Source organism: Oricola sp., assembly GCF_022763245.1.
In the GTDB taxonomy this organism is placed as follows: Bacteria; Pseudomonadota; Alphaproteobacteria; order Rhizobiales; family Rhizobiaceae; genus Oricola.
Window position 1 is genome coordinate 206,033 of sequence record NZ_JALEGV010000012.1, and the last position, 23,319, is coordinate 229,351.

At 63.3% G+C, this 23,319-nt stretch carries 26 protein-coding genes and 1 tRNA gene; 12 read left to right on the forward strand and 15 right to left on the reverse strand.

What is annotated here, in order from left to right; translation table 11 throughout:
* Nucleotides 1-11: 11 nt before the first annotated feature.
* The 9 genes from MRY80_RS05215 to MRY80_RS05255 form a co-directional block, all read right to left on the reverse strand.
* Nucleotides 12-1,292 (reverse strand): DUF6638 family protein, encoded by a 1,281-nt coding sequence (locus MRY80_RS05215; protein WP_293288731.1) that lies wholly within the window; start codon nucleotides 1,290-1,292, stop codon nucleotides 12-14.
* Complete coding sequence (locus tag MRY80_RS05220; protein WP_293288733.1) at nucleotides 1,289-3,205, reverse strand: AAA family ATPase; 1,917 nt, start codon at nucleotides 3,203-3,205, stop codon at nucleotides 1,289-1,291. The genes MRY80_RS05215 and MRY80_RS05220 overlap by 4 nt, the downstream gene beginning before the upstream one ends.
* Before the next feature lie 28 nt (nucleotides 3,206-3,233).
* Nucleotides 3,234-3,449 carry a hypothetical protein gene (locus tag MRY80_RS05225; protein ID WP_293288735.1) on the reverse strand — a complete coding sequence of 72 codons (216 nt, stop codon included), beginning with the start codon at nucleotides 3,447-3,449 and terminating at the stop codon, nucleotides 3,234-3,236.
* Nucleotides 3,442-4,584: a hypothetical protein gene (locus MRY80_RS05230; RefSeq protein ID WP_293289615.1), complete on the reverse strand. Its 1,143-nt coding sequence runs from the start codon at nucleotides 4,582-4,584 to the stop codon at nucleotides 3,442-3,444. Before MRY80_RS05230 ends, MRY80_RS05225 begins: the two co-directional genes overlap by 8 nt.
* Nucleotides 4,585-4,621: 37 nt before the next feature.
* The gene (locus tag MRY80_RS05235) at nucleotides 4,622-5,710 is read right to left on the reverse strand and encodes a hypothetical protein (protein ID WP_293288737.1); all 1,089 of its coding nucleotides are present in this window, start codon (nucleotides 5,708-5,710) and stop codon (nucleotides 4,622-4,624) included.
* A gap of 131 nt (nucleotides 5,711-5,841) precedes the next feature.
* Complete coding sequence (locus MRY80_RS05240) at nucleotides 5,842-6,387, reverse strand: LuxR C-terminal-related transcriptional regulator (protein WP_293288739.1); 546 nt, start codon at nucleotides 6,385-6,387, stop codon at nucleotides 5,842-5,844.
* Nucleotides 6,384-6,959 (reverse strand): cytochrome b/b6 domain-containing protein, encoded by a 576-nt coding sequence (locus MRY80_RS05245; RefSeq protein ID WP_293288741.1) that lies wholly within the window; start codon nucleotides 6,957-6,959, stop codon nucleotides 6,384-6,386. The genes MRY80_RS05240 and MRY80_RS05245 overlap by 4 nt, the downstream gene beginning before the upstream one ends.
* A 7-nt stretch (nucleotides 6,960-6,966) precedes the next feature.
* On the reverse strand, nucleotides 6,967-7,221 hold the full coding sequence (locus MRY80_RS05250; protein WP_293288743.1) for a PepSY domain-containing protein: 255 nt from the start codon (nucleotides 7,219-7,221) through the stop codon (nucleotides 6,967-6,969).
* A 171-nt stretch (nucleotides 7,222-7,392) separates the two neighbouring features.
* Nucleotides 7,393-8,007 carry a thymidine kinase gene (locus MRY80_RS05255; protein WP_293288745.1) on the reverse strand — a complete coding sequence of 205 codons (615 nt, stop codon included), beginning with the start codon at nucleotides 8,005-8,007 and terminating at the stop codon, nucleotides 7,393-7,395.
* A 107-nt stretch (nucleotides 8,008-8,114) separates the two neighbouring features.
* Here MRY80_RS05255 and MRY80_RS05260 point away from each other — a divergent pair, with 107 nt between their 5' ends.
* The 4 genes from MRY80_RS05260 to MRY80_RS05275 are packed head-to-tail and all read left to right on the forward strand — an operon-like array spanning nucleotide 8,115 to nucleotide 11,083.
* Nucleotides 8,115-8,903 (forward strand): HugZ family protein, encoded by a 789-nt coding sequence (locus MRY80_RS05260; protein WP_293288747.1) that lies wholly within the window; start codon nucleotides 8,115-8,117, stop codon nucleotides 8,901-8,903.
* On the forward strand, nucleotides 8,903-9,454 hold the full coding sequence (locus tag MRY80_RS05265; protein WP_293288749.1) for an AAA family ATPase: 552 nt from the start codon (nucleotides 8,903-8,905) through the stop codon (nucleotides 9,452-9,454). Before MRY80_RS05260 ends, MRY80_RS05265 begins: the two co-directional genes overlap by 1 nt.
* A complete protein-coding gene (locus MRY80_RS05270; protein ID WP_293288750.1) occupies nucleotides 9,451-10,287 on the forward strand; it encodes an isocitrate lyase/phosphoenolpyruvate mutase family protein in 837 nt (278 codons plus the stop codon). Before MRY80_RS05265 ends, MRY80_RS05270 begins: the two co-directional genes overlap by 4 nt.
* Nucleotides 10,277-11,083, forward strand: coding sequence for an RNA methyltransferase (locus MRY80_RS05275; protein WP_293288752.1), 807 nt, complete (start codon nucleotides 10,277-10,279; stop codon nucleotides 11,081-11,083). Before MRY80_RS05270 ends, MRY80_RS05275 begins: the two co-directional genes overlap by 11 nt.
* A gap of 15 nt (nucleotides 11,084-11,098) precedes the next feature.
* Here MRY80_RS05275 and MRY80_RS05280 read toward each other — a convergent pair whose 3' ends face one another.
* A complete protein-coding gene (locus MRY80_RS05280) occupies nucleotides 11,099-12,355 on the reverse strand; it encodes a hypothetical protein (protein ID WP_293288754.1) in 1,257 nt (418 codons plus the stop codon).
* A gap of 113 nt (nucleotides 12,356-12,468) precedes the next feature.
* Nucleotides 12,469-12,984: an EipA family protein gene (locus MRY80_RS05285; protein WP_293289617.1), complete on the reverse strand. Its 516-nt coding sequence runs from the start codon at nucleotides 12,982-12,984 to the stop codon at nucleotides 12,469-12,471.
* Between the two features lie 310 nt (nucleotides 12,985-13,294).
* Between MRY80_RS05285 and MRY80_RS05290 the strand changes: the two genes are divergently transcribed.
* Nucleotides 13,295-13,936 carry a histidine phosphotransferase family protein gene (locus MRY80_RS05290; protein ID WP_293288756.1) on the forward strand — a complete coding sequence of 214 codons (642 nt, stop codon included), beginning with the start codon at nucleotides 13,295-13,297 and terminating at the stop codon, nucleotides 13,934-13,936.
* Between the two features lie 145 nt (nucleotides 13,937-14,081).
* Nucleotides 14,082-14,450: a response regulator gene (locus MRY80_RS05295; protein WP_293288758.1), complete on the forward strand. Its 369-nt coding sequence runs from the start codon at nucleotides 14,082-14,084 to the stop codon at nucleotides 14,448-14,450.
* 115 nt (nucleotides 14,451-14,565) lie between these two features.
* On the opposite strand, the gene ctrA is transcribed toward MRY80_RS05295, so the two are convergent.
* Nucleotides 14,566-15,267, reverse strand: coding sequence for a cell cycle two-component system response regulator CtrA (ctrA, locus tag MRY80_RS05300; RefSeq protein WP_293288760.1), 702 nt, complete (start codon nucleotides 15,265-15,267; stop codon nucleotides 14,566-14,568).
* 418 nt (nucleotides 15,268-15,685) lie between these two features.
* Between ctrA and MRY80_RS05305 the strand changes: the two genes are divergently transcribed.
* A complete protein-coding gene (locus MRY80_RS05305) occupies nucleotides 15,686-16,072 on the forward strand; it encodes a flagellar export protein FliJ (RefSeq protein WP_293288762.1) in 387 nt (128 codons plus the stop codon).
* A gap of 77 nt (nucleotides 16,073-16,149) precedes the next feature.
* Nucleotides 16,150-16,593 (forward strand): paraquat-inducible protein A, encoded by a 444-nt coding sequence (locus MRY80_RS05310; RefSeq protein ID WP_293288764.1) that lies wholly within the window; start codon nucleotides 16,150-16,152, stop codon nucleotides 16,591-16,593.
* Nucleotides 16,594-16,769: 176 nt separating this feature from the next.
* On the opposite strand, the gene MRY80_RS05315 is transcribed toward MRY80_RS05310, so the two are convergent.
* The gene (locus MRY80_RS05315; protein ID WP_293288766.1) at nucleotides 16,770-17,045 is read right to left on the reverse strand and encodes a DUF1153 domain-containing protein; all 276 of its coding nucleotides are present in this window, start codon (nucleotides 17,043-17,045) and stop codon (nucleotides 16,770-16,772) included.
* A 184-nt stretch (nucleotides 17,046-17,229) separates the two neighbouring features.
* Between MRY80_RS05315 and mnmA the strand changes: the two genes are divergently transcribed.
* Nucleotides 17,230-18,423 carry a tRNA 2-thiouridine(34) synthase MnmA gene (mnmA, locus tag MRY80_RS05320; protein WP_293288768.1) on the forward strand — a complete coding sequence of 398 codons (1,194 nt, stop codon included), beginning with the start codon at nucleotides 17,230-17,232 and terminating at the stop codon, nucleotides 18,421-18,423.
* A gap of 6 nt (nucleotides 18,424-18,429) precedes the next feature.
* Here the strand turns inward: mnmA and MRY80_RS05325 are convergent, their stop codons facing one another.
* Both MRY80_RS05325 and MRY80_RS05330 read right to left on the reverse strand, forming a co-directional pair.
* Nucleotides 18,430-19,575 carry a DegT/DnrJ/EryC1/StrS aminotransferase family protein gene (locus MRY80_RS05325; protein WP_293288770.1) on the reverse strand — a complete coding sequence of 382 codons (1,146 nt, stop codon included), beginning with the start codon at nucleotides 19,573-19,575 and terminating at the stop codon, nucleotides 18,430-18,432.
* Between the two features lie 152 nt (nucleotides 19,576-19,727).
* Nucleotides 19,728-20,783, reverse strand: coding sequence for a Gfo/Idh/MocA family oxidoreductase (locus tag MRY80_RS05330; RefSeq protein WP_346433383.1), 1,056 nt, complete (start codon nucleotides 20,781-20,783; stop codon nucleotides 19,728-19,730).
* A gap of 47 nt (nucleotides 20,784-20,830) precedes the next feature.
* Here MRY80_RS05330 and MRY80_RS05335 point away from each other — a divergent pair.
* The 3 genes from MRY80_RS05335 (at nucleotide 20,831) to MRY80_RS05345 (ending at nucleotide 23,247) form a co-directional block, all read left to right on the forward strand.
* Nucleotides 20,831-20,907: transfer RNA gene (locus MRY80_RS05335), tRNA-Met, on the forward strand.
* A 209-nt stretch (nucleotides 20,908-21,116) separates the two neighbouring features.
* Nucleotides 21,117-22,301 (forward strand): multidrug effflux MFS transporter, encoded by a 1,185-nt coding sequence (locus tag MRY80_RS05340; RefSeq protein WP_293288771.1) that lies wholly within the window; start codon nucleotides 21,117-21,119, stop codon nucleotides 22,299-22,301.
* Between the two features lie 82 nt (nucleotides 22,302-22,383).
* A complete protein-coding gene (locus MRY80_RS05345; protein ID WP_293288773.1) occupies nucleotides 22,384-23,247 on the forward strand; it encodes a sugar phosphate isomerase/epimerase in 864 nt (287 codons plus the stop codon).
* Nucleotides 23,248-23,319: the final 72 nt, after the last annotated feature.

The window sequence follows — 23,319 nt, forward strand, 5'->3', positions numbered from 1 at the left end:
CTCGTGGCAGGTCAAAGACCGTAGAGCCGCTTTCGGAAAGCCGCCTTGTCGGTCAGGTAAGTGGTCTTCAGCGTGTCAACAACATGCTGCCGGTAATTCTCGTCATAGCCGGCATAGTCTTCATAGAAGCCCTGTTTGTTGAAAACATAACGCGACACGAAGTCGCTCGGCACATATTCGGTGATCAGCCGGTTGGTCAGCCAGGCGTCCTTGTGATCCGGCTTGGCGCGCGCCAGCAGGAAGCGGAACCGGTCCCGGACGTCGCGAATGTCGACATGCCCGGACTGGGCGATGTCGCGCTTGACCGAATTCAGGAACGGATAGGCGCCGTCCTCATTGATGAGGCTGACATTGCGGTGCATCCAGGTCTGCAGCCAGACCGCGTCCATGCGGCTGAGGTCGGTCTCCGGCGCGGCCTTCCGCAACAGCCCGCGAATGGCCATCTGGGCGCGGTGCTCCAGGAAGCCCGACGGCTCCAGCCAGGAAGCGCGCGGCGGGTCGAGCCGGCCCGTCTCGGCGAGAAAGGCGTAGACCCGCGACGCGTCGCCGATCGGGATATAGGCGACCTGCCACGGCCGCGACCGGCGAAAGCCCGGAGCCTCCGGATCGCAGATCACCGTCGTCGTCCGCTCGTCATTGAAGACGTAGCAGCCGCCGAAATGGCTGGTCCAGAAGGCGTCGTGCCGGAACACCACCTTGTCGGGCACCAGCCGGTTTTCACGGATGTCGCCGGCGACCTTGGAAAGGTCGACCATCCGGTTGAGCATGGCGTCGTCGCGCCATGCGTTCGGTTCCGTCTTCAGCCGATCGACCAGAACCCGCAATTCGGCCGCCTTGCCGAGCACGTCGTCGGCCGACAGCACCTTGAACTCGACCTGCTCGATCGACAGCAGGTCCTCGATGTCCTCGACCGTGGTGACGTTGTCCTCGATCTCGCCATAGATCACGTCCTTGATCGTCAGCGCCTGGATGGCGCGCGAATTGGCGTTGTAGAACTCGTAGACCAGCGCCTCGGTGTTGGAGAAGCAGGTGTGGACCACCGGCAGCGTCGCCTGCGCCGGCGTCAGGATGATGAAACGGCGATTGATGCCGTTCGGATCGAGATAGTCCGGATCGCCGAACTCTTCGGCGACCTGCGGCGAGAACCCGGTCTTGTCGATCTCGAACAGTTCCAGATGCGTCTCCGGCAGCCCGAACGCCTTCAGCGCCTTGTTGTAGCGCTCGATCAGATGCGGCTGGGAGACGGCGAGAAGCCGGCCGTAGATCAGTTCGGTGTCGTAGAGGCGTTTCATGATGCGCCGTTCCACAGCCCCCTCGCCTTCAACGCGGCGATCTCCTTCGCGGCCCGCTCGCGCAAGCGCTCGTTGCGGATCATCGTATCGACGGCGGCCTGGTCCGACTTGTCGGTGTAGCGGAACTCCGAGTCGGCGTAGCGGTTGATCTCCTGCATCACCATCGCCATCGTGAACGGACCGCGCAGTTCCTCAATCATCGCTTTCTTGTCGTCATAGGACTTGTGCATGAAGGCGTCGGGCGTCTCGAACCACTCGTCCGGCAGGTCGATGTCCATCGCCCGCATCTTGATCGCGTCGGTGATGTTCTTGATCGCGCGGCCGGTAAAGCGCGGCTCGGCCACCTTGATGCGGTGCAGATAGTCCCCGACATCGGCCATGGTTGTCGGTTCGCCGCGCTCTTCCATGAAACGCTCGTAGACGGCGAGCAGGCCGTCCTCCTTCGGCCGGTCATGGCCTTCATAGGCGGCGGTGACGGCCTTCTTGATCGCCTGCGCCGCATAGAGTTCATGGTCGCCGAGCGGGATCGAATGATTCTTGCCGGCGAGAAGCACGAAGATGTCGACATAGTCGTCCTCGCTCTGCGGCCCGTCCACCAGCCAGCGCGCCCCGGCCCGCTGACGCAACGCGTCATCGACGTTCTCGGGATAGTTGGAGAACATGCCGAAGGAGCAATTGCCGCGCACCACGGTCGTCGCGCCGGCGAAACTCTCCATCAGCACGGCCGTCACCTCGTGCTGGCCCGCGGACGCGCGGTCGTCGGACCGTTTCGCCGCCACCTGGTCTATGTCGTCCACCGTCCCGAAGCCGATCGCCTTCGGGTTGACGATCGTGTTGACGAACTCTTTGCAGTTCTGGCCCGACTTGCCCTGGTAGGAGGAGATCTGATCGACGCCGAAATTCTCGTAGTGGAACGGATAGCCGGCGATCGTGCAGTAGTCGTTGATCAGCCCGGCGATCATCTGGATCAGGATCGTCTTGCCGGTGCCCGGCGCGCCGTCGCCGATGAAGGTGAACAGGAATCCGCCCAGATCGACGAAGGGATTGAGCTGCCTTTCGAAGTCATAGGCGACCAGCATCTTGGCGAGCTTGGTCGCCTGGTATTTGGCGATGTGGTTGCCGATGATCTCGTTGGGCTTCTTGAACTGCATCACCAGCGGCTTGCGGCGCTGACCGGGCGCGACATCGAAACCGTTGATGGTGAAGTCGTCGGCCTCGATGCGGATATGGCTGTCCTCGAAGGCGCCGAGACCCGTGAAGCGGCCACGCCGTCCGAGCAGTCCGTCAACGGCGACTCGCGCGAAGGCCTTCGCCCGCTGCAGCATGGTCGTCTCGTCGGCAGCCCCGTCGATCGACTTCGCAAGCCCGGCAACCAGCGATTTCACCGCGTCCTGCGCCGTGTCGAAGAGGAAATCAGGCTCTTCGGGATCGCTGACCGGTTCCGTGCCGCCATCCAGCATCTGCAGGAGATAGGCGGCCAGCGTGAAAGCGGAGATATAGGCCGAGGCGTTGATCAACGCCTTGAAGCGCACCGCCTCGTCACCCTGCAGCGGCGACGAAAGGTTCCGCGCCTGAAGCGTCTCCAATTCGGTCTGCCGCGCAAAGACCTCCGCGACGGCCAGGGCGATCGCGATTCCGCGCCGGGTCCGGAAGAGCAAATTGTGCTGCACCGGCGTCAGCATCGGATCGTCCGGGCGGATCGCGCCGATCTGTTTTGCCAGCTCCACCTCGCGCGTGCGCCGCATCCCCCCGGTCGAGACCGTGGAGACGAAGCGCCGCCCGGTTCCCGCCAGCGCGGTGTCTGACCGCCCGCCGGCCTCCTCCATCACGATGATGCGCGTGACGAGCGACTGCGCCGTCGCGCGATGCCGCGCGATATCCTCCTCGTCGATGCGTGTCAGGCCGATATCCATCACTCGCTCCTACCGCCGCCTCGTTGCGTCACTCGCCCGGTCCCGCTTGCGCGTCAGCCCCGCCATTCTCACCGTCCGCATCGTCCTCGACGGGCACCGCCCGAAACGCTGCCGTCTTCCGGCTCGCGAAGCGCGGGATGCCGTTATGTTCTTCTGCCAGCAGATCCGGCGTGACGTCGCTGCAGCTAAATCCTGCCCGCACCGCGCCATACATCATCAGATCGGCATCGCACTTGTCACACATCGCTGATCACCTCTCCGCCGGAGATGATGTGCGTCTGGTAACCGGCGAACACGCTTTCCGTCTCGCCCGCCGCATAGAGCGCCTGATAGGATTCATGCGGGATCAGCGCGTGTTTTTCGTAGGCCGATACGCCGGTCCGCGCCGCTTCGAGGTCGTCCGTCTCGATGTGGAATTCCTCGCGCGCCGGCTCCGACGACCACAGCCCCCTGCGCGCCGGCCGTTCGGTCTTGGAATAGATGTCCTGGATCGTCCATGTCAGCAGCCAGGCATTGGCCGGGTTGGCGACCTTCTCCAGCACGTCGTTCACCCGCCGATTGTGTTCCGTGATGCCCGCCGAATAGAAGGGCCCCAAGACGATGCGACGCAACTGCTTGGGGTGCAGTTCGTCGAAGTCCTTGTCCATGTTCGTGGCGATCGTCGACGGCGACAGCGAATAGGCGGAATTGCGCTCGACGAAGGCGTCGAAACTGCGCGCCAGCGTCGGGTTCAAAAGCCCGCCCACGGGCAGCGGTATGTTGACCGAACCGTTCAGCTTGCCGTCCTTAGTCACCAGCATCTTGACGATGTCCGGCGACGAATCCTCGACCATCACGGTGTAGACGAGCGGCAGGTTGGAGGAGCCGTCGAAGGCACCCCAATGGACCATGTAATAGGGCCGCATGGTCTTCGGATTGACCGAGACCTTGATCGTCTCGGGCAGCACCAGCGGCGAAAAGACGTTCCCCTCCTGCACCCGCTCCAGATAGAGCCGTTCGGCCATGGATTGCTGCAGGTCCTTCGGAAAGGCCTTGTGGCGCAGGATGAAGTCCGCCATCTCCTCGCGCAGCGTGTCCGCCTCGGGGATCTCGGCAAGCCGCGCCTTGGCGGTCCGCCGGTCGTTCTCCAGCTCCAGGACGTTCTGGAACACCGGAAACCCGCTTTCCGCACGCGAGATGCGGAAAGACTTGGCGTAGTCAAGATGATTGCGCCAGCAGGCGAAGGACGCCTCAAGCCGCTCCACATAGCCGCTGACGACTTGCGCGACGAGCGCGTGGCGATAGAGCGGCGACCGGTCGTCGCGCAGGAAGATGTCGAGCCCGTCGAGCGCGGCGCGAATCGAGGCGAAATAGCGATCGACAGGCGTGTCCTGCGGCATCGTCGTCATGGTCGCTCAGCCGTCCCGCGAGCCGCGGTCACTGGCGCACGTAGTTGGCGGAGTCGTGCTTCTGCATCACCTCGTCGAAGCGCCGCGCGAAGGCCTCGTCGGCCAGCTTCTTGCGCCGCTGGATGTCCTGGGTGGCGACCATGTTCTTCTCGTGCATCTCGAGAAGGTCGGCGATGTGCGACTGCGACGCCGCGCCGATGCCGGCCATCGTCGTCTCGGCCGCGGTATCGACCTGGCTACCCAGCGTGTTGATCTTGTGGGCAACATCCTGCTGGGCGGCCGTCTTCAGCGAATCCTCCAGCGACTTGTAGAGAACGATGCGCTGTTCGGTGTCGATGGTGAGCTTGTTGATCAGCGTCTGCTGGGCGGCGATCTGGTTGTTCAGCGAATCGACGAAGGTCTGGAACATGGAGGTGTAGCGTTCCAGCGTCTGGCTCTCGGCCAGCAGCGTCTGCTCCTTGGCCTGCTTCTCGTTGTATTCGGTCGCAAGCTGGGAACGCTCGCCCTCCAGTTCCGTGCGATCCTTCTGGTTGGTGGAAGCCGCGATCTTGTTTTCCAGATCGAGCAGCATCGGGTTCAGTTCCTCGATGCGCTTCTGCGTGGCCTCCAGCTCCTCCATCGTCGACTTGCGCCGTTCGATCACGTTGCGCAGGCTCTCCTCGGAGGTTGCGTAGCGCGTGTCCAGAATGTCCTTCTGGTTGCTCAGAATGCCGACGATCATGTCGGACTTCGCCAGCAGTTCCTGCAGATTGCCCGCCAACGACATGTTGCGGACGCGCTCGGTGCGCATACGCTGCATCCGCTGCTTCGAGAACATGCCGATCAGCTTCTCGACGCCGGAATAGGATTTCATCGATTCGAACTCGGAACCGAAGACGTTCGTCGCGTCCTCCAACCCGATGATCAGGTCGGCGATGTTGCCCTCCATCACCTTCTGCTGTTTCAGGACGTCCTGAATGCGGGCATTCTCGATGTCGAAATCGGCGTCGCCGATGGCCTTGTCGGCCTTGGCGAACTTGTCGAGGACAGTGCCGGACTGCTCGATCTTCGAGCGCATCTCGTCAACGACCTGCTTCGTCTTCTCGATCTCGGCGTCAAAATTCTGCAAAGTCGCCATCAAAGCCTCTCCTTCAGCCCGGCCCAAACGTCCGTCCTGCCGTCCACGGACCCATCGGATATAGACTCTGACTGTTTCGATTTGAAGTATTGCATTGCACGGACAGACGCAGCGGAAGCACCGCAGCGCGATCAGGCCACCTGCAAGGCCCCGGCATCGCCGCGTTTCGCCAGCGGCTCGCCGAGCAGTTCCTCCATGAAGACGCTCATCAATTGCGACCGCCCGTCGACCCCCGCCTTGGCGTAGATGCGCGCGCATTGCGCCCGGACGGTGCCGCTCGCGGTCCCGCGGATCGAGGCGATCGAATCATTGTCGAGCCCCTTGAGCAACAGGAGCGCGACGTCGCGCTCGGCATCCGAAAGGCGCCATTCGGAAAAGAAGCCGTCGATCAGGGCCTGCATGTCGCCGCGTGCGGCGCGCAGGCCGATTTCCATCGACGCGTTGCGCTGCAGAATCCTGCGCAACTCGAACAGCATGAACCCCGTTCCGACGACAAGGACGATGGCCGCCACGGCTTCGACCATCAGATGCGAGGCCTCGCCGCTGCCGAAGGATTCGATATCGGCAATGACATCCATGGCGAAGAAGACGGTGCACATCACATTCGCCACGATGAGAACGGCGAGCATGTAAGCCCGCCGTTTGCTCTGAAGTCCGATCAAGCCGATGCTGCTCATTCCGTCTCCCGGCCCGCCGGCACCCGTTTGCGTCCGTCGATCATCGCACGCACCAGCGGAACGCCGCTCATCCAGGTCTCGGCGAAGACGCCGATCAGGTGCAAGGCGACGGATGCCATCAGCCACGAGAACGCGACTTCATGCACCTCCTTCACCCAATCCAGTCCGAAAAAGCGGATCGTTCCCATCATGATGCCCGTGGCGCAGAGCACAAGGACGGTCGCCCAGATATTGTAGACCATCAAAGCGCCCAGCGGATTGTGCGACAGATGCAGAAGATTACGGCCGGAAACCGTGTCGCGAATGTGACGCAGCGCCGCAACCGGATTTGGTGGAAAAGCCGTGAACCGGGCGTGACGCGGCCCGATCAGCCCCCAGACCAATCGAAGCACGACAAGCCCGAGCGCGGCATAGCCGACATATTCATGCAGCCTGTTTTCGGGATCGGTGACGAAACCGTTCAGGACGATCACCGCGACCAGCGACCAGTGGATCATCCGGACCAGAGGATCCCAGACCGGAATGACCTGGATGCCGGCATCGCCGGCACCCCGTGTTGATGTGGCGTCCATCACCGGCTCACTTCATGCTGAGCTTGGTGATCTTGCCGGAGGCGCCGTCGACATAGACCTCGCCCATAGTCTTGTCCTTGACGAAATAGACTTCGATCATGCCGTCCTCCATTTCGCCCTTGCGAACCTCGTAGCCCATTTCGACGAGCTTCGCTTTGACCTGGTCGAGGTCGTGGCCAAGCATGTCGCCCTGCATCAGGCCTTGCGCGAAAGCGGGCATGGCGACGAGGACGGCGGCGGCGGTGAGGATGATCTTGCGCATTCGGTATTTCCTTCCATGGTTTGAAGTGCGGCGCGACGGACGCTCCGTCGGCACGCGGGGAAGGATGTCGCCGGGAAAGCAGCGCTTCGAAACGGGCTTTCGGCTTATCGGTTCGGATATAAGCGGGCGCTTACGCGCGCAAAACAGGGCCATGAGGCCCGGGCGGCAGGCCTATCGCTTGGCGAAGCCGATCAGGTCTTCGGCATCCACGCGGCCCATCTCCTCCTCCCAGTGCCGCCGGCAGAGCGAGACATAGGCGTCCTTGCCGATGGCCACCTGGTCGCCCTGACGCGCGACCTTGCCGTCCGGTCCGATGCGCACGACCATCGTCGCCTTGCGCCCGCAGCGGCAGATCGTGCGCACCTCGCGCAATTCGTCGGCGAGCGCCAGCAGCGCCTGCGAACCGGAGAAGAGGTTGCCCTGGAAATCCGTGCGCAGCCCGTAGCACATGACCGGGATGTCGAGGCGGTCGACCACCCGTGCCAGCTGCCAGACCTGCTCGTCCTGGAGGAACTGCGCCTCGTCGACGAAGACGCATTGCGTGGTCCTGGAGCGATGATGCTCGTCGATCCGGCCGAAAAGGTCGTCGCCGTCGCGGAACATCTCGGCGTCCGATTCGAGCCCGACACGCGAGGAGATGTAGCCGAGATCGCTCTCCTTGCGATAATGGCCGGCCACGAACAAGAGCGTGTGCATACCCCGCTCGCGGTAATTGTGGGACGCCTGCAGCAGCATGGTCGACTTGCCGGCGTTCATCGTCGCGTAGTGGAAATAGAGTTTGGCCATGGCGCTCCGGCCCGCCTTTCGCTGTCCCGATTTCGATGACATAACCGCATTCGGCGCAAGCGGCCATGCGCCGGACCGAGCAATCAACAGATCAAGGACCGAACGTCATGGACGCCCCACAACCGGCCGCAGACAAGCCGAAGCAGGTTATCCGCGAGACCGACGCCGAGGCTATCCGCCTCGCCAGGACCCTCATCGCCACCAACCGCTACGGCGCCCTGGCCGTCATCAACCACGAAACCGGTTTTCCCGGCGCGAGCCGCGTGGCGCTGGCGACGGATTACGACGGAACCCCGCTGGTCCTGGTTTCCGCCCTGTCCGGCCACACCAAACCGATGCTGGACGATCCGCGCAGCTCGCTGCTTGTCGGCGAGGCCGGCAAGGGCGATCCACTCGCCCATCCGCGCATCACGCTCTTCACCCGCGCCCGCCGGCTCGACCGGGAGACGGACGAAGGCAAGCGCGCGCGCCGACGCTATCTGGCGCGCCAGCCCAAGGCCGCGCTCTATGCCGATTTCGGCGATTTCGCCTTCTTCCGCCTCGAGATCGAACGCGCCAGCCTGAATGGCGGGTTCGGCAAGGCCTATGAGCTGACGGCCGAAGATCTCGCACCGCTCGGAGACACCACCGGCGTGGCTGCGATCGAGGAAAGTGCCGCCGCCCACATGAACGAGGATCACGCAGAGGCGATCGCGCTCTACGCCGAGGTCTTCGGCAAGGCCGGCGCGGGCAAATGGCGCCTTGCTACGCTCGATACGGAAGGCATGGACCTTGTCGATGGCGACCGGACGAGCCGGGTGTGGTTTCCGGCGCCACTCATGGATGCAGGCGAACTGCGCCGGGCTCTTGTCGATCTGGCGCGCGAGGCGCGTGCAACGGCGGCGCAGACCGACTGATGCTGATCGTCCTCAACGGCCCGCCCGGCGTGGGCAAGCTCACGGTCGCGCGCGAACTTGCGCCCATCCTGCGCGCCAAACTGCTCGATGCCCACACAGTCTACAATGTCGCCTTCGCCCTGACCGAGTTCAGAAGTCCGGCGTTCTACGCGACAGTGCGCGCAGTCGAGGCAATCGCGCATGAACGTGTCCGTGCGCTGCCGGCCGAGACGCCGATGATCATGACGACGGCTGCGTTCGAGGGATCGGAGTGGGCGGACGAGAGCTGGGGCCGCCTGACTGCGCTGGCGGCGGACCGGAACGGGATGGCGATCGTGCTTCTGCGCTGCTCCCTTGAGGAGAACGAAAGGCGGATCGCGAGCGAAGGTCGCGGCGCCAAGCGCAAACCGCAGGACCGGGAGATGGCGCGCCGAAACCAGGAGCGGCAGGATCGCCTCATGAAGCGTGGTGCCCACCGCACGCTCGCGATCGACACGACGGGATTCTCTGCGCAGGAAACGGCTCGGCAAATCGCCGAGTGGATGAACGAGCCACGGGAGATCAGCCAATGACAACCCTTGCATTGCGGCACCAGCAGTTCGAGGCGCTGCACAAGCGCGGCTGCTTCGTCATTCCCAATCCGTGGGACATCGGCTCTGCCCGCGTCATGGCGGCGCTGGGCGCGCAGGCGCTGGCGACCACCAGCGCAGGCTACGCTTTCACCCTCGGCCGTCCCGACATGGGCCATGTGACGCGCGAAGAGGCGCTGATCCATGCCGGCACCATCGTCGCCGCGACCACAGTTCCGGTCTCGGCCGATTTCGAGAACGGCTTCGCTGACGACCCGGACGGTGTCGCCGAAACGGTCCGGCTGGCTGGCGAAGTCGGCCTCTCCGGCTGCTCGATCGAGGACACGATGATGATCGACGGCAGCCCGGCCTATCCCTTCCAGCAGGCGGTGGACCGGGTGGCGGCGGCCGCTGATGCGGCGCGTTCTCTCGGCCGACCCTTTGTCTTCTGCGCGCGCGCCGACGGCGTCATGAACGGCGCCTATGACGTCGATGAAGCCATCCGCCGCATCCGTGCCTTCGAGGCCGCGGGTGCCGATCTCCTCTACGTGCCCCTGCCCCCGACAATGGAGAGCCTCGTCCAGATCGTGAAGAGCGTGTCGAAGCCGGTCAACGCACTCGCCGCCGGCCGCTTCGCGCGCTACTCGAAGTCCGATTTCGAGGCTGCGGGCGTACGCCGGATCAGCGTCGGCTCGGCGATCGCCCGCGCCACGCAACAGGTGCTGGTGGACGCCACGACCGCCATGCTGGACGACGGCGATTTCTCACCGTTGACCAAGGCAGCGTCCGGCAAGGCGATCGATTTCATGCTGCAAGCAGGGCGCGATGCAGGCTGACACCCGGATCGTGCCGGTCACCGATCCCGCCGATGAGAGGATCGAAATCTATCGCGACATTCGCGAGCGCGACCTGATCCGCCGGCACGGGCATTTCATCGCCGAAGGCAAGACCGTGCTGCAGGTGCTGGCCAGGCAGGACCGCTTCCCTGTCCATTCGCTGCTCGTGCTGGAAAATCGCCTCACAGGCATCGCCGACCTGATCGAAAGCCTGCCCGAGACCGTCCCCGTCTATTGCGCGGCACAGCCGGTCATGGATGCGATCGCGGGATTTCACATGCATCGCGGCGTTCTCGCGATCGCGCAGGTGCCGGGCGAGATCACCGCCCTGCCGACCACCTTCCCCGCATCGTGGACCACGGTGCTGCTCCTTTCGGCCATCGCCAATCATGACAATATGGGCGCGATCTTCCGCAATGCCGCCGCCTTCGGCGTCGATGCCGTCATCTGCGACGAGCGCTGCTGCGATCCGCTCTACCGCAAGGCAGTGCGTGTGTCGGTCGGCGGCGTCTTGCGCGTGCCGTTCTTTCGGATGCCCTCGATGCAGGAGGCTGTGTCCGCCCTCGGCGACAACGGCTTTGCTGTCGCCGCATTGTCACCGGCTGGCCGCACCGATATCGCGCATTGGCGACCAGCGAGGCGCCAGGCGCTGGTTCTGGGCAGCGAAGGCCACGGGCTGGACGACGCCTGGCTCGAACGGCTCGAAACGCTGTCCATCGCGATGGCACCGGATTTCGACAGCCTTAACGTCGCGACGGCCGGCGCGATCGCGCTTCACCGCCGCTTCTCGGCTTGAATGAGGAAATGAGGGTCAGGCGCGATTGCGCTGTTCGTTCGTGGCGTCCTGCAACGCCTTGATGCGTTCGGCGAGGCTGATCACCTTGCCCTGAGGGGAAGAGCCTTCGCTCTGCAGAAGCGCCGGGATCGGCGATCCGGGCCCTTCGAGCCGCGCCGCCATGGCAACGACCTCGGCGGCCAGTTCGTTGAGCTTCTCGCGCAAGACGTCGTCGCCACCTTCAAAACCCGCCGCCGTCCCGAAGCTGGCCGCAGCGAGTTCGACCTTCATCGCGTCGCGTTCGGTTTCCAGCGCCGAGATCTCGGCTGCCTGACGCACCACCTGCTCCTGCAAGGCCTCGACGTTCTCGTTCGGGCGCTCGTCGCCAAGTTGTTCGGCCATGCCGTCGAGGCGACCCGTCATTTGCTGCAACTGTTGCTCAAGCTCGGCCTTCGCCGCTTCCGCTGCCTCCGCGCGCTCTTCCATGCGGCGCAGTTCGGTGTCGATCTCGCCCTCGTGCTGGCGCAACGTCTTGCGATCCTCGTTGCTGTTCTGCAGCTTTTCCTGCAGCGTCGCGATTTCGGCGGTCAGGCCTTCCAGCTTCGCTTCGGCCTTCGCTGCCCGCTTGCGCTCAATCGTCAGCGCGTCGCCGATCGTCTGACCGTCCTCGTTGGACTCATGCACTTCGCGCTTAAGGTCCTGACCCGTGGCCTTCAATTCGCCGATCGTGTCGTAGAGCGCTTCGATCTGCGTCTCGCGATCGTTCAGCATCTCGTTGAGTTCGCGCAGTTCTGCCGAAGCGTCTTCCAACTGCGCCGTCACATATGCGCGCTCCCGCTCGGTCGCCTTCAACTCGCCGCCGCGCAGTTCGAGTTCGCTGCGCGTCGATTCCAGGAGCACGGAGGTCTCCGACAATTCGGTCACCCGCTCGTCGCTGCGCGTCGACGTTTCCTCGACCTGGCGCTGCAATTCCTCCCGGCGCGCCGTGACCTCCGCCAGGGTCTTTTCCAAGGTCTTGATGCGGTCGGTCTGCGCCTCGACGAGCAGTTTCTCGCTGGCCCCCACTTCGCGCGTGTCCTTCAGACGCAATTCCAGGCGCCGCATCGCCATGGCGTGCTCGGCGCGCAGCGCGTCCTTCTCCGCATTCAGTTCGTTGATTGTCAGCGGCAGGGCCGCCTCGATGCGCTTGCGCGTCAGATAGACGGCACGCCGCCAGATCGCGGGAGCCGCGACCAAGGCCAGTAGCGAGGCAGCCAGAAAACCAAGCGTGAATATGAGGACCGACTGGAGCAAGAACCCTGTTCCCTTGGCGGAAAGCTAGCATCTGCCACGGAACCGGCCAACAATCCAGTCCCAACGGGCGTTTCGCGCGCCGCCGGGACCGGACGGATCCGTCGCGTTTCGGCTTAGAAGGGGTTCCAGGTCGGCATCGGCGTGACCTTCAGATAGCCGACGGAGACACCCAACCGCGCACCAAGGCCTGTGCGCACCGGCACCAGCAGAACGTTGCCGCGCCGTAGGACGTTGAACCCTGCCCCGGCCAGCAGATAGGCCGATCCGGCAACGCCGCCATAACGGCCGTAAAGGCCTGAAATGCTGTCGAGATCATAGACCAGCATCATGGTGCGTGTGCCGTCGGCGCCGAAGTCCCAGCCGACCGAGGGGCCCTGCCAGAACACCGTGTGGTCACCGGCATTCTTCGTGTAGAGCGTGCCTTCACCGTAGGTCAGGCCGCCGACGAATGCGCCCGCGCCCTCCTGCCCGAGGACGTAGCCGTTCGGCAGGCCGTAACGCGAGAAAATCTGTTCAACGACGGAGGCGATTCCGCCTGACGTCGCGCCGAAGAAGGTGTGGCCGGCGTCGATGATCTCCTGGACGGAATAGGTGTCGGCCGCCTGCGCGCGCGCCTTGACCGGCGTCATCGTCGCCAGGATCGCGAAGACGAGCGCCACGATGGCGGCATGGATCGCCGCCAGCCCCAGGCCGCGCGTTTTCGACGCCGTGTCGATATGTTCAGTCATGACGGTTCCTTTCGACGCTGATTGCGTTTCACCACCGCCGCTTCGTTCGCCGCCATCGCCTGTTTTGCACACCGGTCCGTTTTCCGGACACTTCTGGATTTCCTGGCAGATTACACAGCGAGAGTTTACGCACCATTAAGGCCTTTTGGAGGTAAACAGGGGCCGTGCAGTCGAACCAACCGAATCGCCGCGACACATCGGAGAGAGCAACATGTCGTCCATCTTCACGCTGACCCCCTCCGATCTTGCTGCGCTGCTGAGCAGCAAGGTTTGCCACGACATCATCTCCCCGGTCGGAGCGATCAACAACGGCCTGGAATTGCTGGACGAAGGCGGCGCCGACGAGGCTGCGATGGACCTGGTCAAGACCAGCGCTCGCAACGCCTCCGCACGGCTTCAATTCGCCCGCATCGCCTACGGCGCCGCCGGCTCGGCAGGCGTGCAGATCGACACCGGAGACGCGGAAGGCGTGGCGCGCGAATACATTCGCGGCGAAAAGCCGGAATTCACCTGGACCGGCGAACGGGCCTTTCTGCCGAAGAACAAGGTCAAGCTGCTGCTCAACCTGATCCTGATCGCCAACGGATCCATCCCGCGTGGCGGCACGCTCGACGTGACGCTGGAAAACCTCGAGGAATCGCCGGTTCTGCGGATCGCGGTGGCCGGCAAGATGCTGCGCGTGTCGCCGAAGTTCGACGAGCTCTACACGGCGATGAAGTACGGAGCGCCCCTTGACGAACCGATTGACGCCCACTCGGTTCAGGCCTACTACACGCTGCTCCTGGCCAATGAGGCCGGCATGACGATCGACATCGACGAGAACGCGGACAGGATCATCTTCACCGCCTCCTGATCGCAGCCGGTTATCCTTTCCGAAATCTTAACGCAGAAGTTGCAAACGGCGCGTTCGGCTTCCGACTTCGTTCAGGTCTTTCTGTTAGCCTGCATCCGGGTTAAGGGGAATCCTCGCATCGTCGGGGATCGGAAAGGAAGCGTCCATGCCACGCTATCTGATCGTTGATGCGTCAGCCATCGTCAGAAAGGTCGCCAAGCGGATTCTGACGTCGTTGCAGGACAAGGTGATCGGTGCCGAAAGCGGCAGCGCCGGTCTCGGTGCGCTCGGCACGGAGGCACCGGACATCGTCCTGGTCGATGCCGAACTTCCGGATATCGACGTGACGGATTTCATCCGCAGCATTCGCGAGATGCGCGACGTGACGCAGCCCATCATCATCGTCATGATGACGGAAATGAATCTTGCTCAGATGACGAAGGCGAAGCGTGCCGGCGCGGACGATTTCATGCTCAAGCCGTTCGACCGGCTGCAGCTCACACGCTCGCTCCTGGAATTCCGCACGGCGGCATAGCCCGGCCCGGTCAAGGGAATCCGGGCTTTCAGTTTCAATGCAGCCCCCGCACACGTGAAAATGCCCGGCCGAAACGACCGGGCTTTTTTCTTTGACGAAACGAAGGGGCGAGCCGTCAGGCGCTCGCGGCCATGGAAACGTCGTCGGGTTCGCGCAACACATAGCCGCGACCCCAGACGGTCTCGATGTAGTTGATCCCGCCGGATGCGGCGTCGAGCTTCTTGCGCAGCTTGCAGATAAAGACGTCGATGATCTTCAGTTCCGGCTCGTCCATGCCACCATAGAGATGGTTCAGGAACATCTCCTTGGTCAGGGTCGTGCCCTTGCGCAGCGAGAGCAACTCCAGCATCTGGTATTCCTTGCCGGTCAGATGCACGCGCTGGCCGCCGACTTCCACGGTCTTGGCGTCAAGATTGACCACCAGGTCGCCGGTCGTGATCACGGACTGGGCATGGCCCTTCGAGCGGCGCACGATCGCGTGGATGCGGGCCACCAGCTCGTCCTTGTGGAACGGCTTGGTCATGTAATCGTCGGCGCCGAAGCCAAGACCGCGAACCTTGTCCTCAATGCCGGCCATGCCGGACAGGATCAGGATCGGTGTCTTGATCTTGGACAGACGCAGCGTGCGGAGCACCTCGTAACCCGACATGTCGGGGAGATTCAGATCGAGAAGAATGATGTCGTAGTCGTAGAGCTTGCCGAGATCGACGCCCTCCTCCCCGAGATCCGTGGAGTAGACATTGAAGCTTTCCGACTTCAGCATCAGTTCGATGCTTTGGGCGATCGCGCTATCGTCCTCGATGAGCAAAACCCGCATTTCTATCCCCTTCTCCTGCGCCCGGCAAACCAGTGTGTCCGATCCCGGGGCAGAATCAAAACTGCCCGCGAATAGGCTGGCACGGAATGGTTAACAAAACATATTCCGCTTCGGCAAGATTTCATACCCTATTAATCCGTTCCCTCAGGCATTTGAAATTACGACGCTTTCCCATCCAAATTTCCGGAATCAGAACATTAAGAAACCGAGCTAAGCGACTCAAATGACTCGCCGAATTCGGCACTGTGGAAAGGCGCTCGGGGTTTACCCTGCCTTAAAGGTTACGGCCTATCATTAACGGAGGACGTAAACGAAGTGTTACCACGGGGCGGAATCGGCCCCGCGCTTACAAATCGTTCATCAACGTCTGCATATTGTAAGTGGCCGGCAGCGTTTTCCGGACTTGGGAGTATTGCGTATGAAAGCACGGAACAACATGATCCGACTTCGACAGTTCAAAGTTGCCGAAAAACACCGGCAGGTCATGCAACTCGAGACGATGATCGGCGAGTTTGAGCGCATGGCCAACGAGCTCGACGCGCAAATCATCGCAGAAGAGAAAAAGTCCGGCATCAGCGACCAGAATCACTTCGCCTACCCGACTTTCGCCAAGGCCGCGCGCACGCGTCGCGACAATCTGGCGACCTCGATCCGCGACCTGAAACAGCAAAAGGACTCGGCGGAAGCCGAACTGCTGGAGGCCGAGAACGAATTGCAGAAGGCCGAACGCATGGAAGTGCGCGAGGCGCGCATCGGCGAAGACGGGGCCGATGCCGAAAACCAGCCCAAAATGATGATCGGATAACGCCCGGCGCGGGATTGCCCGCGCCCGCCGGCGTTCCGGTCTTGCTTTTGTAACGGCAATCTTCCTAGGTGCGCGCCATGCGCATCCTGATTGCCGTACTGATTGCGATATCCGCCTTTTCGCTCGCCCTGGGCATCACTCAACCGCTCCTGCGGTTCGAGCACCTTGTCTTCTTCTCAAGAACACCGTCGCTGATCGAGATGGTCGGCCAGTTATGGACATCCGGCGACGCCCTGCTGGCAGGTGTGGTGGCCCTCTTCTCCATCGTCTTTCCTGCCGGCAAGATCCTGGCCGCCCAGGTCGTGATGACAGGCACCGACGGCAACCCGCGCATGCGCGCGCGCATGCACCGGCTTCTCGGCCTTGTCTCGAAATGGTCCATGATGGACGTTTTGGTGGTGGCGCTGGTGATCGTCGCCGCCAAGACCTCGGGCCTCGCAGACGCCTTCACTCAGCCCGGTCTCTGGTTCTACGCCACGTCGGTCGTCACGGCGGCTGTCGCCACAGCGCTGATCAGGTAAACGCGGGCAGCAACACCCTCACCTTCAAGGGGGCACGTCGCCAGAGCGGCACCGACCCTGCCCTTCATTCATCAAGGCAAGTCGGATCCTGAAGGCGAAACGCGATCGCTCCTCAGACCCCGCCAGTCGGCAAGGTCTGTTGGGCCGGCTGACGCCGGAGGAACGGGCGCGGCCCGTCAGTGGCGATATTGCTGGATTCGCGTGGTACGCAGGCCGGCGAGACCATGCTGATCGATCGAAGCCTGCCAGGAGAGGTATTCTTCAACCGTCAGCGTGTAACGCTGACAGGCTTCTTCAAGGCTGAGAAGTCCGCCGCGTACGGCGGCAACAACTTCAGCCTTTCGGCGAATGACCCAGCGCCGCGTGGAAGCGGGTGGCAGGTCATTGATCGTGAGAGGGCTACCATCGGGCCCGATCACATATTTGACGCGTGGTCGAATCTGGTCGGTCATTGCACTCACTACACACTCAAGGACCTTCAACATCGCCACATTACGGCCACAGCTTTAAAAAACACCTAAAGAGATGGTAGGCATTTGGTAATAACCGGACCCTCCCCACCTTGGGGGACTGCGCGTCAGACCTGCCGCTGGAAGAATGCGGCCTTCACCGCTATATGCAGCGCGAAACCGTGAAATGAATGCCATGAACTCGCTCGATATCGACAAGAAGCCGGAAGACACGCGCGTGGTAGTTGCCATGTCGGGAGGCGTGGATTCGTCTGTCGTCGCCGGCCTGCTGCATGCCGAGGGCTATGAGGTGATCGGCATCACGCTGCAGCTCTACGACCATGGCGAGGCCGTGCGGAAGACAGGCTCGTGCTGCGCCGGCCAGGATATCGACGATGCGCGCCGGGTCTGCGAAACGCTCGGCATCCCGCATTACGTGCTCGACTATGAGAGCCGTTTCCGCGAGGCAGTGATCGACAATTTCGCCGATTCCTACCTTGCCGGCGAAACGCCGATCCCTTGTGTGGCCTGCAACCAGACGGTCAAGTTCGCCGACCTCCTGAAGACTGCGCGCGATCTAGACGCCGACGTGCTGGCGACCGGTCACTACATCCATTCGCGCCAAGTCGGCCCACACCGCGCCCTTTTCCGACCGGTCGATGCCGATCGCGACCAGAGCTACTTCCTGTTCGCGACGACGCAGGAGCAGGTCGATTTCCTGCGCTTTCCGCTCGGCGAAATGACCAAGGACGAAACCCGCCGGCGCGCTGTCGAGATGGGCCTTGCAGTGGCCGACAAGCCCGACAGCCAGGACATCTGTTTCGTGCCCAACGGCAACTATGCCGACGTCATCACCAGGCTGCGCCCGAACGCGGCGCTCGCCGGCGACATCGTGCATGTCGATGGCCGCGTGCTGGGACGGCATGAGGGTATCCTGCGCTACACGGTCGGCCAGCGCAAAGGCCTCGGCGTGGCAACCGGCGAACCGCTCTATGTCGTGAAGCTTGATGCGCGGATGCGTCGTGTCATTGTCGGTCCGCGCGAGGCGCTGGAGACCCGCATCGTGCATCTGCGTGACGTGAACTGGCTGGGCGAGACGCCGCTTGGTGCCATCCCGGCAGAGGGGACTGACGTGCTCGCACGGGTCCGCTCCACCCGCCCCCCGGCCCCGGCGCGTCTCTACCACGAAGATGGGCAGGTCAGCGTCCGGCTCGTCGGAGGCGAGACCGGCGTGGCGCCCGGACAGGCCTGCGTGCTCTATGACGGTGAAGGCGCTGGCGCGCGCGTGCTCGGCGGCGGCTTCATCGACCGCACCGAAAAGTCGCCTGAGGCCGAGCGCATGCTCGAAGCACTGGATACCGTGCTCGCCGAAGCCGGCTGAGGCCGATCACTCAGCTGCGGCACGTCGCTCCGGGCTGTTCATCACGAAATCGCGAATCTCGCCGATGACGCGATCCTGATCGTCGTCCGACAGGTAGGCGTGCATCGGAAGGCACAGGATGGATCCCGGCTTCGAATCGGTGACCGGCAAACCGCCAGGCGCGACCGGGTAATGCTCATAGGCGACCTGCCGGTGCAACGGCTTGACGTAGTAGACGACCGACGGGATGCCCTGCGACTTCAGATGCGCCTGCAACTGGTCGCGCTCCGGGAGTTCGATCGCATATTGCGCCCAGGCCGACCGCGCGCCGGCGGGGTTCGCGGCCGCGACGATCACGTCGCCCAGCCCCTCGTGATAACGCGCCGCGACGCGCTGGCGCGCTTCCATCTCATCCTCGAGGATTGCCAGCTTCTCGATGAGGATTGCGGCCTGGATCGTGTCGAGCCGGGACGTCAGCCCGATGCGCACATTGTCGTACTGGCTGGACCCCTTGCCGTGAAATGCGACCGACCGCATCACGTCGGCAAGCTCGTCGTCATCTGTCATCACAGCGCCGCCATCCCCGTAGCAGCCGAGGGGCTTGGCAGGATAGAAACTCGTCGAGGCGACTTCGCCGAAGCTGCCGCAGCGCCTGTTGTCCGACTCGCCGCCGATCGATTGCGCCGCATCGGAAATCACCAGCAGACCGTGCTGCGCGGCGACCCGATTGATCGACGCATAATCGGCAGCAAGGCCGAACAAATCGACCGGAATGACCGCCTTCGCCTGCAACCGTCCTTCGGCCTCGATCATCGCGATCGCCGCCTTCAGCGACTGTGCATCCATATTGTAGGTTACGGGGTCGATATCGACGAAGACCGGCTCGGCGCCCAGCAGAGCGACGACCTCGGCCGTCGCGGCAAAGGTGAAGCTCGGCACGAAGACCGCGTCACCCGGGCCGATGCCCTTGGCCATCAGGGGAATTTGCAACGCATCGGTACCGCTGGCGCAACCGATCACGTGCTTCACGCCGACATAATCCGCCAACTGACGCTCGAATTCGCCGACCTGCGGGCCCAGGATATAGGCGCCGCTGGAGACAACATCTTCGATCGCTTTCTGGATACGGCCTTCGATACGAGCGCGCTGTGCGCCGAGATCAATGAATTGCATCAATTCCCCACTTCGGCGCCGCTGCTCATGTCATGCGAACGACGCACCTCTTGCCCCTTTCGCCGCTTATCGCGGATTCGGGGCAACCGTAAAGGCCGCGGATCATCAATACCTCGGACCGTTTGTAACGACCGGTGAACAAGCCCCGCCCGTCAGGCGCCGGCCTGTTCAAGCACCCGCAGGACGGCCACGCCCTGCCGGCCGTCGGTCAATGGCGTTTCACCGCTTTCGATGCACGCAATGAAATGCGCCAGCTCGTCGGTGAGCGCCATGTTGGGCGTCAAGTCTGCGTATTCCGGCTCGCTCAAGGAGAAATCCCAATTCGTCCCGTTCGGATCGATCGTGTGGCGGAACAGAGCGAGCTTGCGCGGCCAGTCGGCCAGGTCGTCCCAGACCGCCATGCCTTTCGATCCGATCACCGTGAAGCGGCGTTCCCGATAGGGGCTGTGGCGCGACACATGCACATGCGCCCCCAGCCCGCCGGCAAAATCGAGATGCACATGCGCAAGGTCAGTCGTGCCGATCGACACCCCACGGCGCTCGCCGCGCACGCGTTCGGGTTCGCCCCTGGCGAGCGTTAGAATCAGCGAGAGATCGTGCGGGGCCAGGTCCCAGAGCGCGTCGAAGCGGGCATGGAACTTGCCGAAGCCGAGACGATGGCTCTGCACGTAACGAATGTCACCGAGCTCACCGGCCGCGATCCGCTCCGCAAGCGTCACGAACGCGTTGTGATAGCGAAGGATGTGGCCGGTCATCAGGATACGGCCGACCGTCGCGGCCTCTTCGACCACATTCGCGCCGTCGGTCGAAGACAGCGACAGCGGCTTCTCGACGAAGACATGCTTGCCGTCCGCAATGGCGCGAAGCGCGAACTCGGCATGAAGATGAGCCGGCAGCGCCAGTACGACCGCATCTACGTCAGCATCGGCAAAGACCGCATCGGGTGCAACGGCCTTGGCGCCGAACGGCTGGGCCAACGTTTCCGCACGTTCGAGATTGACGTCGGCGACGGCATGCAACGCGCCCATCTCGCCCAGCGTGCGCACATGGTTGGCGCCCCAATAACCGCAGCCGATCACTGCGAGTCTCGGGCCTTTTGTGTCGTTCATGATCCTGTCCGGCGGGAAAGAGGTTTGCGTGCGCGCGTTTAATCGTTTTTGACGGCTCGAAACAAGACGCCATTCGCCGCATCCCCGCTTGACAGGCAAAACATCGACACCTTATATCCGCCCGGCTTGCGCGGCCTTGCCGCCGTGGCGGAGTAGCTCAGTCGGTTAGAGCAGCGGAATCATAATCCGCGTGTCGGGGGTTCAAGTCCCTCCTCCGCTACCATCTACCCCAAAAACTCCATTCTCCACGACAGTCTATTCAAGAATCCGCCAGACGTGCGCGTAGGGCGTGTACGTCAGTGCCGGCGATATTCTGCAGTCGCCACCTCTGCAGGCCCCCTAGTCGCAACGGACGATGCTCGACACACGGCATTCATCGAAAGCTCGCGTCGACAGGGAGCAACTGAGTGGCGAACGGTGAACCGTCGGATCATGAATGAGCGACGGGTGGCGCTGCTTGGCGGCATGCTGGCGAGCATCGGTCCCCTGGCGCTTGCACTTTACACGCCGGCCATGCCGATGATCGCCGAGGCCTTCGACGCGAACGAGGCCACAGTCAAGGGAACGCTTTCGATCTATTTCGCGGGATATGCCGGCGCGCAATTACTGGGCGGCCCGTTGTCGGACCGGTTCGGCCGAAAGCCCGTCGCCCAGGCTTTTCTGCTGATTTTCATCGCCGGCTCGATCGGCACGTTGCTGGCGTCCACGATCGATATCCTGATCTGGTCCCGTCTGCTGCAGGGGATCGGCGCCGCCTCCGGAATGGTCATCGCGCGGGCGATCGTGCGCGACCTCTTCACCGGAGACAGCTCGGCCCGTGTGTTGAACATCACCAGTATCGTGCTCGGAGCGGGGCCGATGGTCGCGCCCGCCATCGGCGGCGGCTCGATCGTGCTGGCCGGCTGGCAGGCCCCTTTCGTGCTGATGTTCCTGTTGGGGATCGCCTCGATGGTGATCGTTCACTTCAAGCTTCTGGAGACCCGACCGGAAGGCCTCGACGAAGCGGGCCTGTCGATGATCGTGAAGGATTACGGGGCCATCCTGCGCCACCGCGAATTCCTGTGGTCGGCCCTGACCGTCTCGGGAGCGGTCGCGACCTTCTATGCGCAGTCCACGGTTCTGTCCTTCATCATCATGGGCCAGCTCGGCTACGATGCCGCGCAATTCGGACTGTTCATGCTGTTCGTGTCCGGCGGGTATTTCCTGGGCGCCATCCTGGTGCGCGTGCTCATTCCACGCTTCGGCGCTTTTCGCCTGGTGCCGTTCGGCCTGTCTCTGCTGGTCGCCAGCGCTCTCTGCATGGCGGTGCTTCTGACGACCACATCGCCGCGGCTGTCCAGCGTGCTTGTGCCGGTGACGACGATGATCTTCGCGAATGCCTTCGTCCTGCCGGGCATGTACACGGCCTGTCTCTCGCCCTTCGCCAAGCAGGCCGGCGCAGCCGCGGCGATGAGCGGCTTCATGACGATGGGCCTCGGCCTGCTCGCCTCGCTCTTCATCAGCCTTGTCGCCGATCCGTCCCTGGGTCTCGCTGCCGTCGATGTCGCGATGGTGAGCCTTGCCGCCGGATGCTACCTCCTGTGGCGCCGTTCCTCCCCGGATGGCAGGACGGCATGACGACCGGCGTCCATCGGCCCTCCGACAACACCGGAAACGCCCGCTCTCACACTACGGCGAGCAACCGAAAGGGACCAAGACCATGACGATCCATCGGGACCTTATCTGCAGCTCCCATACGATCAGCGGCGTGATGCCGGGTGGGCCGGTCCCGGCACGGCACGGGTTCGAGGAGCGTGTCGCGGCCTGCGCGGCGGCCGGTTACACCGGAATGTGCCTGCATTTCAGGGACTATCGCGCCCTGAAGGAGGCCGGCCACAAGGACGAGGATCTGCGCGAGGTGCTCCAGCGTCATGGCATGCGACATGTCTCGCTCGAATTCCTGGTCGACTGGTTTCTCGACGGGACGGACTCCGAACAGGCCCGCGCCGACGAAGCTACCCTGCACGCCGCGGCGCGGGCCTATGGCGCGGACAGCTTCAACATCGGCTCCGACTTCCAGGGACGCGGCATTCCCCGCGCCGTCATGAAGGAACGCCTCGCCGGGCTCTGCCGGCGAGCGGGCAACGCCGGCTTGAAGGTCGCCCTGGAAATCGTGCCGTGGAGCGACGTGCCAGACGTTGAAACTGCCCTCGACATGATCGACGGCATCGACAATGCCGGCCTCGTCGTCGATTCCTGGCACATCTTTCGCGGCGGCGTGCCGCTGAGCGAGGTGGAGCGAATTCCGGGCGACCGTATCTTCTGCGTTCAGGTCAACGACGCCGAGGAGACTGTGCATGGAGCCCTGTCGGAAGACACGACACGCCGCAAACCCTGCGGCGAAGGGGTCTTCGACCTCGACGCCTTTCTCGACAGTCTCAACCGGGCCGGCGCGGACGTGCCCGTCAGTGTCGAGATCATTTCCCCGCAATTCGCCGCCCTCGACGTGGAGAGCGCGGCGCGCGGTTCGATTGCCGGCGCACGCCGTCTGGTCGAGCGGCACGCGGCGCGGACGTCATCGTAGTCCGTTCAGCCGATGCATTGCGGTTGAAGATCGCGAAGCTGTCGTGACAATCTGAAGCCCGCCTCGACAAAC